We start from the raw sequence: 11,603 nt of genomic DNA, 5'->3' as shown, positions 1-11,603 counted from the left end.
GCTCAGCGAAGCAGCGTTTCACGCTGCATCGGGACACGGATGTCGCGCTCGTCGCCGTGACGGTCGCGAACTACAGCCACAAAATCTTCTTGCGATATTCGAGATCCGTCAGCAGCGGCTGCGCCGGTCCTTGATGGAACACCGCGCCGCGTTCCAGCGCGAAGACGCGGTCGGCGAGCGCCAGCACCAGGTCGAGATTGTGCTCGACGATCACGATGGAGATGTGCTGCCGCAGTTTGTCGAACACCTTGAACAGTTCGAGGATCACGGCCGGTGCCAGCCCCTCGAAGGGCTCGTCGAGCAGCAGGAGTTTGACATTGCCCGACATCGCGCGCGCCACCGCCACCATCTGCTGCTCGCCGCCGGAAAGATAATCCGCCGCGACGTCCATGCGCTCGGAGAGGCGCGGGAAATAGTCGAGAATCTGCGCTTCGTCCCACACCACGCCGTTGCTGCCGTCGGTCTTGCGTGCGAGACGCCCGAGCGACAGATTTTCCCGTACCGTCATCCCGGCGAACAGGCCGCGGCCCTGCGGCACATAGCCGATGCCGGCGCGCGCGATCTCGGGCGCGGGCAGGCGGGAGAGGTTCATGCCGGCATACTCGATCGTGCCCGACGACAGCGGCACCAGGCCCGCGAGCGTCTTTAGGAGCGTCGACTTGCCGGCGCCGTTGCGGCCGAGCAGCGCAACGATTTCACCTTCGCGCACGTCGAGGGTGGCGTCGTGCAGGATATGGCTCTTGCCGTAAAACGTGTTGACGCGCTCGAAGCGCAGAATGGGGGCTGTGCTGTGGCGGGCCTGCTCGCTCGCGATGTGCTCGACCTCGGGCACGCCGGTGCCGGTATAGATTTCCTGCACCTTGCGGTCGGCCCGCACGGCCTCGGGCGTGCCGGTCATCAGCACTTCGCCCTGGTTCATCACGGTGACGGTGCGGGAGAAGCCGAGCACGCGATCGATGTCGTGCTCGACGATCAGGACCGGAATGTTGGCGGCAATGTTTTTCACGAGGTTCGAGACGCGCTCGCGCTCGGCGGCGGCCAGCCCGGCGAGCGGTTCATCCAGCAGCAGCACCTGCGGTTTGGAGCCGAGCGCAATCCCGAGATCGACCAGCCGCTGCCCGCCATAGGACAGTTCACCACCTTCGATAGTCTCGATGCCTTCGAGGCCAAGGAACTTGATCAGCTCCGCGGTCTCGGCGTGGATATCCCTGTAGTGGTCGATGTCGCGCCACAGGTCGAAACGCCCCGGGCTCTGCGCCTGCAGCGACAGGCGGAGATTCTCGTAGATCGAAAGGCCCTTGAACAGGTTCGTGATCTGGAACGAGCGGGCCAGCCCCTGATGGCAGATCGCCTCCGACTGCACGCCCTGGATCTCGCGGCCGTTCAGCTTGATGGTGCCGCTGTCGGTCGGATAGAGGCCGGAGACCAGATTGAACAGCGTGGTTTTTCCTGCGCCGTTCGGCCCGATCAAGGCGTGGATTTCGCCCGCGCCGACGGTGAGGCTCGCATCGGCCACCGCGCGGATGCCGCCAAAGCTCTTTGAGACGCCTTGCACGTCGAGCACGGTGCCCTCAAGCGCTTTCGGCCGCAGGAAAGCCGGCAAAGGCAGGCCTTGGTAGATTTTTCGCCTGCTCATGGCGGCGGATTCTTCCGGCGGTGGCCACCAGCGCTTTGCGAGTGTCGCCCAGATGCCGACGAGACCACCCGGCGAGTACAGCACGAAGGCGACGAAGACGAGACCGAACCAGAGCAGCCAGTTCGGCGTCCAGATTGAAAACAACTCGCGGAACAGGATGAAGAACAGCGCGCCGATCGCCGGCCCCAGCATGCTGCGCATGCCGCCGATCACGACGATGGCGAGCAGTTCGCCTGAGAAGGGGACGGAGACGGCCTCGGCGGAGACCAGATAGTTCTGGAATCCGATCAGTCCGCCGGCAAAGCCGGTCACGACCGCCGAGATCACGAAGACGCCGAGCTTGTAGCGCTCGACCGGATAGCCCTGGAACGTGGCGCGCAACTGGTTCTCGCGGATCGCCATCAGCACATGGCCGAACGGCGAGCGGACCAGGCGCAGTAAGAGGTAAAGCACGCCGAGGCAGAGCACGGAGACGACGATGTAGTAGTTGAGCGCGTTGTCGAGGCTGAATGGGCCGATGCTGCCGCGCTTCAGGCCGCCGAGACCGTCCTCGCCGCCAGTTACTGCGGTCCACCGAAAAGCGATGGTGTAGGTCAGCGCCGACAGCGCCAGCGTCAGCAGCGAGAAATAGACGCCGCGCCGGCGCAAAATGACGAAGCCGACGAAGGTCGCGATGACGGCGACGACGATCGCCGCCAGCGCGAGCGGCAGGAAGATATCGTTGTTGAACCAGTTGCGCTGGATCAGTCCCGCCGCATAGGCGCCGATGCCGAACCAGGCGCCGTGGCCGAACGAGACCAGCCCGGTGTAGCCGATGCAGAGGTTGAGCCCCATCGCGGCAATGGCGAGCGCCACCACCATGGTGCCGGTGTTGAGTGACAGGCCGAGCAGATAGAGGCCGAACGGCAACACGATGACGGCGAGCGCGGCCAGCAGCAGCGGACGAAATTTGGCGGCAGGCATCATCATTCGAACTTCTCGATACGTTCGCCGAGCAGCCCGCGCGGCCGCACCATGAGCACCAGGAACATCAGCACATAGATCGAGGCTTCACCGGCAGCCGGCGCGAAGTGGATGGTGATGCCCCTGACGACACCGACCAGAAGAGCGGATATCACCACGCCCCAAAAACTGCCGAGGCCGCCGATCACGACGACGACAAAGGCGACGGTGATGATCTCGGCGCCCATCGCTGGATGCACGATCGTGATCGGTGCAAAGAAGGCGCCGCCGAGCGCGGCCATGCCGACGCCCAGCATGACGATCGCGGTCATGTAGGGCTGCAGGCGAATGCCGAGTGCGGCGACCATGTCCGGCCGCTGGATGCCGGCGCGCACCACGCGGCCGAACGACGTCTTGTGCAGCAGGAGCCAGACACCGAGCAGGACTGCAGCGACGACGGCGAGGATGAGCAAGCGGTAGCGCGAGAACAGGAAATCGCCGAGGAACACCGAGCCGCGAAGCGCCTGCGGGATCGCGGCCGATATCGGCGGCGCGCCCCAGATGATACGGATCGCCTGTTCGGTCACCATGGCGAGGGCGAACGTCACCAAAAGGCTCAGGATCGGATCGGCGTCGTAGAACCTTCGCAGGATGAAGCGCTCGAAGAGAATGCCGAGCAGCGCGACACCGACCGGCGACAGCACCACCGCCGACCCGAAGCCGAGATATTTCGTGATCTCGACGGAAATGTAGGCGCCGAGCGCATAGAACGCGCCATGGGCGAGGTTGACGATGCCGCCGACGCTGAAGATCAGCGATAGCCCAAGCGCAATCAGGAGGTAATAGCCTCCGAGCACCAGGCCATTCACCACCTGTTCAAGCAGAAATCCAAACTGCATCTGCGATCCGCGACTTTAAAACGCGCCTCGAAAAAGAGACGGCGCCGGCTGTTGTCTGCCGGCGCCGCTAGCGCCAGTGTGCCCGACGCCCGGTTTCGGGCTTCTATGCCTTCATGTTGCAGGGATTTTGCGTCTTTGTCGGGTAGATCGTTTCAAGTTCGGCGCCCGCGGCCGGAACGGCCTCGCCGAGCACCAGCATGTCCCACTTGTCCTTCATCTCGTTCTTCGGCTTCACCGTGAACGGATAGGCCTCCTGGACGAGCTGATGGTCCCAGGATCGGAAATACGCCTTGCGCGACTTCATGATGTCGAACTGCGTCTGCTTCTCGAAATAGCCGATCAGCGCGTCGCTCTCGGTCGACTTGGTCTCGGTGATCGCCTGCGCGATCATTTTCAGCGTGATGTATTCGATCCAGGCATGGTTTTCAGGCGGCTTGCCGTATTTCTTGCTGAAGGCATCGACGAAGGCCTTGGACACCGGATTGTCGAGCGTGTGGTACCAGACCGTGGGCCAGGTGCCGGAAAGATTGCCTTCGCCCATCGCCCAGGCGTCGCCGGTGTTGAGGTTGAAGCCGACGAGCGGGTAGGGGAAGCCGAACTCGGCATATTGTTTGACGAGATTGGTCACCTGGTTGCCGGCGAGGTTGCAGCAGACGACATCGGGCTTGGCCTGCCGCACCTTCAGGAGATACGGGCTGAAGTCGGTAACGTCCGTCGCGATCAGCTCGTCGCCGATCAGGGTAGCGTCGTTGGCGCTGAAGAAGGCCTTCGCCGCCTTCAAGAGGTCGTGGCCGAAAATGTAGTCCGCCGTCAGCGTAACGAACTTCTTGCCCTTCACCATGCCCTTCTGCTTGAGCGCGGTGCCGACGGCGTTGACCATCACCGTATTGGGAATGTCGCAATGGAAGGAGTAGCGGTTGCAATCCTTGCCGCGTAGCGCGTCCGAGCGCGCGCCGGTCGAGAAGAACACCTTCTTGTTGCGTTCGGCGACCTGCATGATGGTCAGCGACGAGGCGGATGAGATTTCGCCGAACAAGAGCACGGCGCCGTCCTGCTCGATCATGCGTTGCGCCTTGGTCGAGGCGGTGGCGGGATTGACCGAGTCTTCCGACATCAGGTCGATTGGCTTGCCCATGATGCCGCCGGACGCGTTGATCTCTTCCGCCGCCATCTTCACCCCTAACTGGGCGTAGCTGCCGATCGCGCCGAGGAAGCCCGTCAGCGGCACCAGATGGCCGATTTTTATTCGCGCGGCCTGCGCGCTGACGATTGCAGGAAATCCGAGCGCGGAGACGCCGGCAAAGGCGGCGCCGGCTTTCAACAAAGTACGTCGGCTGTAGCGGGTCATCACTGATCTCCTCCCCGAGAGTACGTCGCGACGTTCTCTCTCCGATTCCCGCTTATGCGACAATGTGAGAGACGTTCTTTTATTGTTGTAAGATATTTCCGGACGCAGTCGCTCCTGTCAACGCCAAATGCGTCGCAGCCGCGTCTGCCGTGCGGAGAGGATTTAGATCAATCGTATCAGGAGGATTTCGCCAGACCCCGCGCGCCGAATTCGATCGACAGTCGGCTGGCGGCCGATTGCACCAGCTTGGCGCGGCTCTGCACCACCTGGTCGGTCATGCGCCAGATCGGGCCGGAAATGCCGAGCGCGCCGATCACTTCGCCGGTGAAGTGATAGACCGGCACGGCAACGCAGCGGACTTCTGCGTTGTATTCGCCGTCGTCGAAGGCGATCGCGTTGCGGCGGATTTCGGCGATCTCGCGCATCAGCACGGCGGGATCGGTGATCGACTTTTTCGTCGAGGGTTTCAATTCGACACGTTCGAGAAAGCGCTTCAACTGGTCCGGGCGGAGCGAGGCCAGCATGATCTTGCCGAGCGCGGTGCAGTGCGCCGGCCGCACCACGCCGACGCGGTCGGCCAGTTGGAACGCGCCAGCCCCGCTGGTGCGGGCGATCACGACAACGGCGTCGCCCATGCGCACAGCAAAATGACCGCTCTCGCCGGTCTCTCGCGACAGCTCTTCCAGGATTGGCGTGGCCAGATTGACCATCTCGATTTCGTCGAGCGCGCTTGCCGCCAGCGCAAACAGCGGCCGGCCGACGCGGTAGCGCTTGGAATCGCGCTCCTGCCTGAGATAGCCGAGCGAGACCAGCGTCTTGGCGAGGTGGAAGGTGGTGGAATTATGTAGGCCCACCAGCTTGCTGAGATCAGCCAATCCAATGCCTTCGCGGTGGCGCGCGACTTCTTCCAGGATCGAAAACGCACGCCCGAGCGACTGCACGCCGCCGCGTGCACGCTCCTCGGCCTCGTCGTCGATATTGGGCTCGCTCGACGGCATCAGCCTTGCGATCGAAACCTTGCGTGGGCCTGCAGGCTTGTCGCTCGTCTTCGGCTTGGTGCGCGGCTTCACAGAATCAGTTCTCCAGATGGGCGAGGCGAAGTCTAGCAGGCCGCCCTGGCCCTTCAACGGCATCACCCCCGGTCGGAGGCGCAATCCGAACCATACCACAATAGCAATTGACGTACAGTATTATGAGAAATAGGTTCGCGGGGGCCGCCGACCGCGCGAGGGAAAGACGCGGAGGCAAATTCGTTGGGCTCAGGGAGAGAGTGGTCGATGTCGCGTAACATGCTCAACGGCGCCCAGGTCATCGTCGACTATCTGATCCAGGAAAAGGTGCCGCAGGTTTTCGGCCTGTGCGGCCACGGCAATATCCAGTTCATCGACGCGCTGTACGAGCGTTCCCACGATATCAAGACGATCTCGGTGCATCACGAGAGCGTCGCCGGCTTCATGGCCGACGTTTACTACCGCGTCTCGGGCCGGCCGACGGCGACTTTCACCTCTTGCGGACCGGGATCGGCGAACCTGCCGATCTCGCTCGCCAACGCCTTTCTCGATTCCGTGCCGTTCCTGGCGGTAACCGGCAACGTGCCGACCAGCCAGTTCAACCGCGGCGCCTTCCAGGAGATGTACCGGCATCATCAGGCTGATTTTCCGTCCACCGTGCGCACGATCTGCAAGAAGGTGTTCCAGCCGACGCGTGGCGAAATGGTGCCGCTGGCGGTGCGGCAGGCCTGGAAGACCATGACGACGGGCCGCCCCGGTCCCGTGGTGCTCGACGTGCCCTTCGACGTGTTCATGGAGTCGGCGGCCGAGGAGGCGCCGAACGCGATCGAGTGGAATGCCAATATATCGAGCCGCTGCGGCGCCGATCCGGAGGGCGTGGTGAAAGCCGTCGACATGCTGCTCGGCGCCGAGCGGCCAACGATCATTGTCGGCCAAGGCGTGCGCTATGGCGGCGCGGCGGAGGAACTGCTGCGGCTCGCCGAGCGGCTGCAGATTCCGGTCGCGGCTTCCGCCAGCGGCCTCGGCGCGATCGACTGCAACCATCCGCTGGCGCTGGGCCTCGTCGCGCGCGCCGGGCACTACCAGGCCAACCATGCAACGCGTCAGGCCGATGTGCTGCTCGCGATGGGCATGCGGTTCGACGACCGCACCTCGAGCTCATGGATCCCGGGCTATTCCTTCACCATTCCGCCGACGCGGCTGATCCATGTCGACATCGATCCCGAGGAGATCGGCCGCAACTATCCGGTCGCGCTCGGGCTGATGGCCGACGTGCGCACCTTCCTGCGGCAAGTTCACGCCGAACTCGATCGCCGCGGCGATCTCTCGAAGAAGCTGGACGCGCGCAAGAAGTGGCTTTCGCAGATCGATGGCTATCGGAAAGAGTGGGACAAGTTCGTCGCCCCCGGATTTTCCGACGACACCACGCCGATCAATCCGCAGCGCGCCGCGCTCGAAATCGACAAGGCGCTGCCTGAGGATGCGATCCTCGTCAGCGACATCGGCGTGCATCACAACTGGCTGCTCGGTTTCTGCAAGCCGCGGCGGCCGGATTCGCTGATCGGCTCGATGGGATTCGGCCCGATGGGCTTTGGCGTTGCGGGTGTGATGGGCGCGAAGTTTGCCGCGCCCGATCGCCCCTGCGTGTCGGTGTGCGGCGACGGCGCGTTCTTCATGCACGCCAACGTGCTGGGCACGGCGGTGGAATACAATCTGCCCGTGGTCTGGGTGGTCTGGAACAACTACGCCTACGCCTCGATCCGAGGGCTGCAGCGCGGCTATCTCGGCGGCCGCGAGCTCGCGACCGACTTCCACGATCCCAACACCGGCGAGCGTTACAATCCCGATTTTGCCGCGATGGCGCGTTCCTGTGGCGTCGAGGGCGTGCGGGTCGATCGCGCCGGCGATCTCGGCGAGGCCATCCGCAAAGGCATCGCCGCCAACAAACCGTATCTGATCGACGTCGATATCGCCGCCGACATCAATCCGGTCGGTGCGGGTGTGTGGGAATTGCCCGGGCTTGGACAGAGCAAGGCCGGCATCGGCACGCGCTACCAGCCCGCCTGATCTCACTTCGAGGAAAATCACATGCTGCTAGCAGGCAAGAAAGTCGTCGTAGTCGGTGGTTCCTCGGGCATCGGCCTGGCGACCGCTGAGATGGCGAAGCGCGAGGGCGCCGACGTCATCATTGCGTCCCGCAATGTCGAAAAGCTCGACCAGGTGGCGGAGAAGCTGAACGCCATCGCGATCCCGGCCGACGTCACCAGCGATGATAGCGTGGCAAAGCTGTTCCGCCGTTGCGGCCCGATCGATCACGTCGTGGTTACGGCGGCGCAGCTTCGCACCGGCCCGTTCAAGACGGTGGCGATGGAAGATGTGCGCGTCACGATGGAAGGCAAGTTTTGGGGCGCGTGGCGGGTCGCGCGCGAGGCCGAAATCCGCGCCGGCGGCTCGCTGACCCTGGTCTCGGGCTTTCTCAGTGTCCGTCCGCGGCCGAATTCGGCAGTCATCAGCGCCGCCAACGGTGCGCTGGAATCACTGGCTCGGGCGCTCGCGCTGGAATTGGCGCCGGTGCGCGTCAATGCAGTCTCGCCGGGCGTGATCGACACCCCGATCCGCGCTGCGATGCCGGAAGAGGCGCGGCGCGACATGCTGGCGAAAACGGCGGCGGCGCTGCCGGTCGGCCGCGTCGGTGCGGCTGAGGACATCGCGCGGCAAATTCTGAGCTTCATGGCGAACGGTTTTGCGACGGGATCGATCGTCTATATCGATGGCGGGGCGCTAGTGATCTGACCGGCAAAGGAGGCAATCATGGCTCCAGAAAACAACGGCGCCTTCATCCGCAACATCGCCGAAGTGCCGTGGCGCGAATTCCCCAATCACTTTGGCGGCGCGCTGTCAAAACCGCTGGTGATGCCGGACACCGCGGGCTCCCGTCACATCGACTATCGCATCTCGATGTACCAGCCGATGGCCCATGTCGCGCGCCACAATCACCTCGTGCAGGAGCAGATCTACCATGTGCTCGAAGGCGAGGGGCTGATGGAGATTGCCGGCAAGAACCATGTGGTGCGCAAGCACGACTTCATCTTCCTGCCGCCCGGAGTCGAACATGCGATCTCGAATTCCGGGCTGGTCGATCTGGTGTTCCTGGTGATCACCTCGCCGGCGACGGATGAGGAGAGGCCGGTGTGAGTATTCCGTGTCCCGGACGCGGCGCAGCGTGTAACGCTGCTCCGCAGAGCCGGGACCCACTCCCGCAGCGTATGGACCCCGGATCAGCAGCGCACCACGCCGCAAGCGGCGCGCTGCGCAGCATCCGGGGAACGCAGTCCAACACCTGTCGCTTCATGCTCTCCTAGGACTGCAGACGCGTTGCTGCCGCGAATCAAGCCGCCAGATCCTGCAACAGCAGCGACGAGCCGCGAATCAGCACCTTGCGTCCCTTTGCCGTAATGGCGGGTGCATCGCCGTGCATCACGGCGAGTTCGAGCGCGATCAGGCCATCGATCGTGGTGCGGCTCATGCGCGGCAGCCTTGATGCTGGCGTGCGCAATGCTTTCAACGTTTCCCACTGGGACGGCGTCAGGTCGTAGTCGAATTCTTCGTTCATGGTGCCTCGGCTTCCACAATTCTTGTGGCGCCTCATAGCGAGCGCACATGAAATTCGTGCGACCGCAACGAGACGGGATTTCGACAAGCGACGATGCGCTGTCACATCATCGTGTCATTGGAATTGGTCGATGTTGTCGAATCACGCGCGTGGGCCAAAAACAAATGACGCCGGCGCAGGTCGCGTGAGCACGGGCGTCAAAAAGACCGCCCAATCGCCGGAACACTTAGGAGAAGGTTACTAACGAAAAGTAAACGGCGGGCCTGGTGCAAATACCGTGATTCAGCTCACAGTGCCGCTCTATCCCCGCCGCACGCTGGCGCCGCCATCGACCGGCAATGTCACGCCGGTAATAAAACTCGCTTCATCTGAGGCGAGGAACAGCGCGGCGTTGGCGACGTCCCAGCCGGTGCCCATCTTCTGGCGCAGCGGCACCTTGCTGTCGCGTTCGGCCTCGACCTCGGCGCGGCTCCTCTTGAATTCGCGGGCGCGGGTGTCGACGGCCATCGGCGTGTTCATCAGCCCGGGCAGGATGACGTTGGCGCGGACGCCGTATTGCGCGTTCTGGTAGGCGAGCTGTTCGGTGAAAGCGATCATCGCCGACTTGGTCGCCTTGTAGGCAACGTAAGGGTAAGTCGTGATCGCGGCCATCGAGGAGATGTTGATGATGGCGCCGCTTCGTTGCGCGCGCATGATCGGGATGACGTGCTTGGCCGCCCACACGCAGCTCTTCAGGTTGATCGCGACGCAGCGATCGAACGCTTCCTCTGATATCTCGAGCAGTTCGGCGTCGCCGCCGGCGAGGCTGACGCCGACATTGTTGTGCAGCACGTCGATGCGGCCCCAGCGTGCTTGCGCGTCTGCCACCATCGCCTTCAACTCGGCGCTTTTGGTGACATCGGCTCTGAAGGCTGCCGCCACGCCGTGGCTCTCGGCGATCATGTCGACCGTCTCCTGCGCCGATTGCAGATTGTGATCGACGCACAACACCTTGGCGCCTTCGCGCGCAAAGGTCAGCGCGGTGGCGCGGCCATTGCCGATGCCTTCGCCCGGGCTCTGGCCGGCGCCGACGACGATGGCGACACGATCTTTCAGACGCATCTCGTTCCACTCCCGGGATCGGGTACTGTTGCAGTACCTCTTTGTAACAGGGCTCGTTGTCGGTTCGGGCTCACCTACCCATGGAGCGCTTTATGCTCCTGCTCGTAGTTGGCGTAGGAATCCTTGATGCTCGCCATGTTCAACATCATGGTGGCGACAGGCGTATCGTCCATTGCGAACACGGTCGTGCGCATCCACACGCTTTCGGTGCGGCGGCTGCCGCTGAGCGCGACGATCTCGCGTTCGGTTGCATAGTTCTCGCCGACGAATAGCGGCCCGCGCAGCAGGCGGATCTCCTGATCCGCGAACAGCCCGACCGCGGGTCCGCGGACCGGCAGCCGATCCTCGCGGGCGCGGTACTGAAGCAGCACGCTTAGCATTTCGAACGGGATGATCGCGCGGCCCCAGGGATTGAGCTCCTGGGAATAATATGCCGATGGTTCGGTGATCACCTCCAGCTTCTGCTCAAGCGAAAACGGATAGAGATCGCCCATGTGCTGGTCGAAATCCATTTTCACCATCTTGCGGCCGGTCTTCATGCCGACCTTGAGATCGGCGAGGATGACGGGATCGGCGAGCGGCTTCAATTCGCCGAGCCGCCGGGAAAGCGCCGTTTCCATTACGTCGCCGACGGAAGCGGTGCCGCGCAAAATCTCGGTGCCGTCGCGCTTGGTCATGCCGATCGCGCAAGTCGTTTGCCCCGGCTTCGGTTTCTCGATGTTGGCCTGCACTTCTTCGCCCTCAAAGGCAGGATTGCGGTAGTGCGCTGACAGGCAGCCAGTTTCGAACCAGGCCTGGCCCCAGATGCGTTCACACAGCGGCGCGAACTGGCTGAAATGGGTCGGGCCCTCGATGGTGCCGCCCTGAAAGCCGAGCTTCTGCGCGGTCGCATCGTCGTGGATCGAGGCGTGCGAATCATAGACCTGCGCGTGGAGCATCTGCCTCGGGCTCCGCCACGGCCCCACCAGCAGATTACCGCTCTCCAATATCTCGGTCCTGAAGGCCGGTTCTGTCATCGCTGGCGTCTCCCTTTCCCCCAAGCGTTTCAAAGAAG

At 63.3% G+C, this 11,603-nt stretch carries 10 protein-coding genes; 3 read left to right on the top strand and 7 right to left on the bottom strand.

Annotated elements, in window-relative coordinates; translation table 11 throughout:
- Window positions 1-70: 70 nt before the first annotated feature.
- The 4 genes from V1277_RS06375 to V1277_RS06360 form a co-directional block, all read right to left on the bottom strand.
- A complete protein-coding gene (locus V1277_RS06375) occupies window positions 71-2,605 on the bottom strand; it encodes a branched-chain amino acid ABC transporter ATP-binding protein/permease (RefSeq protein WP_334415468.1) in 2,535 nt (844 codons plus the stop codon).
- Entirely contained in the window at window positions 2,602-3,477 is an 876-nt protein-coding gene (locus tag V1277_RS06370; protein WP_334415467.1) for a branched-chain amino acid ABC transporter permease, read from the bottom strand. The genes V1277_RS06375 and V1277_RS06370 overlap by 4 nt, the downstream gene beginning before the upstream one ends.
- A 103-nt stretch (window positions 3,478-3,580) precedes the next feature.
- Window positions 3,581-4,825, bottom strand: coding sequence for an ABC transporter substrate-binding protein (locus tag V1277_RS06365; RefSeq protein WP_334415466.1), 1,245 nt, complete (start codon window positions 4,823-4,825; stop codon window positions 3,581-3,583).
- Window positions 4,826-5,001: 176 nt separating this feature from the next.
- Window positions 5,002-5,895, bottom strand: coding sequence for an IclR family transcriptional regulator (locus V1277_RS06360; protein WP_334373696.1), 894 nt, complete (start codon window positions 5,893-5,895; stop codon window positions 5,002-5,004).
- Between the two features lie 207 nt (window positions 5,896-6,102).
- Here V1277_RS06360 and V1277_RS06355 point away from each other — a divergent pair, with 207 nt between their 5' ends.
- From V1277_RS06355 to V1277_RS06345, 3 genes are read left to right on the top strand one after another with little or no spacing between them, the layout of a single operon-like run.
- On the top strand, window positions 6,103-7,902 hold the full coding sequence (locus V1277_RS06355) for a thiamine pyrophosphate-binding protein (RefSeq protein ID WP_334415465.1): 1,800 nt from the start codon (window positions 6,103-6,105) through the stop codon (window positions 7,900-7,902).
- 21 nt (window positions 7,903-7,923) lie between these two features.
- On the top strand, window positions 7,924-8,628 hold the full coding sequence (locus V1277_RS06350; protein ID WP_334415464.1) for an SDR family oxidoreductase: 705 nt from the start codon (window positions 7,924-7,926) through the stop codon (window positions 8,626-8,628).
- An 18-nt stretch (window positions 8,629-8,646) separates the two neighbouring features.
- Window positions 8,647-9,030 carry a cupin domain-containing protein gene (locus V1277_RS06345; protein ID WP_334415463.1) on the top strand — a complete coding sequence of 128 codons (384 nt, stop codon included), beginning with the start codon at window positions 8,647-8,649 and terminating at the stop codon, window positions 9,028-9,030.
- Window positions 9,031-9,223: 193 nt separating this feature from the next.
- Here V1277_RS06345 and V1277_RS06340 read toward each other — a convergent pair whose 3' ends face one another.
- The 3 genes from V1277_RS06340 to V1277_RS06330 form a co-directional block, all read right to left on the bottom strand.
- Window positions 9,224-9,448, bottom strand: a complete 225-nt coding sequence (locus tag V1277_RS06340) for a hypothetical protein (protein ID WP_334415462.1) — start codon at window positions 9,446-9,448, stop codon at window positions 9,224-9,226.
- Between the two features lie 300 nt (window positions 9,449-9,748).
- Window positions 9,749-10,549 carry an SDR family NAD(P)-dependent oxidoreductase gene (locus V1277_RS06335; RefSeq protein ID WP_334415461.1) on the bottom strand — a complete coding sequence of 267 codons (801 nt, stop codon included), beginning with the start codon at window positions 10,547-10,549 and terminating at the stop codon, window positions 9,749-9,751.
- A 74-nt stretch (window positions 10,550-10,623) separates the two neighbouring features.
- On the bottom strand, window positions 10,624-11,565 hold the full coding sequence (locus V1277_RS06330; RefSeq protein ID WP_334415460.1) for a hypothetical protein: 942 nt from the start codon (window positions 11,563-11,565) through the stop codon (window positions 10,624-10,626).
- Window positions 11,566-11,603: the final 38 nt, after the last annotated feature.

This window comes from Bradyrhizobium sp. AZCC 1588 (assembly GCF_036924735.1).
Classification (GTDB): Bacteria; Pseudomonadota; Alphaproteobacteria; order Rhizobiales; family Xanthobacteraceae; genus Bradyrhizobium.
The sequence above is the reverse complement of the archived record's forward strand: the minus strand, read 5'-3'. Positions and strand labels throughout refer to the sequence as shown.

Excerpts from the sequence above, each read along its gene's own strand:
- V1277_RS06355 (WP_334415465.1), top strand. The coding sequence starts at position 6,103 with ATGTCGCGTAACATGCTCAACGGCGCCCAGGTCATCGTCGACTATCTG.
- V1277_RS06330 (WP_334415460.1), bottom strand. The coding sequence starts at position 11,565 with ATGACAGAACCGGCCTTCAGGACCGAGATATTGGAGAGCGGTAATCTG.
- V1277_RS06350 (WP_334415464.1), top strand. The coding sequence starts at position 7,924 with ATGCTGCTAGCAGGCAAGAAAGTCGTCGTAGTCGGTGGTTCCTCGGGC.
- V1277_RS06345 (WP_334415463.1), top strand. The coding sequence starts at position 8,647 with ATGGCTCCAGAAAACAACGGCGCCTTCATCCGCAACATCGCCGAAGTG.
- V1277_RS06365 (WP_334415466.1), bottom strand. The coding sequence starts at position 4,825 with ATGACCCGCTACAGCCGACGTACTTTGTTGAAAGCCGGCGCCGCCTTT.
- V1277_RS06340 (WP_334415462.1), bottom strand. The coding sequence starts at position 9,448 with ATGAACGAAGAATTCGACTACGACCTGACGCCGTCCCAGTGGGAAACG.
- V1277_RS06335 (WP_334415461.1), bottom strand. The coding sequence starts at position 10,549 with ATGCGTCTGAAAGATCGTGTCGCCATCGTCGTCGGCGCCGGCCAGAGC.
- V1277_RS06370 (WP_334415467.1), bottom strand. The coding sequence starts at position 3,477 with ATGCAGTTTGGATTTCTGCTTGAACAGGTGGTGAATGGCCTGGTGCTC.
- V1277_RS06375 (WP_334415468.1), bottom strand. The coding sequence starts at position 2,605 with ATGATGATGCCTGCCGCCAAATTTCGTCCGCTGCTGCTGGCCGCGCTC.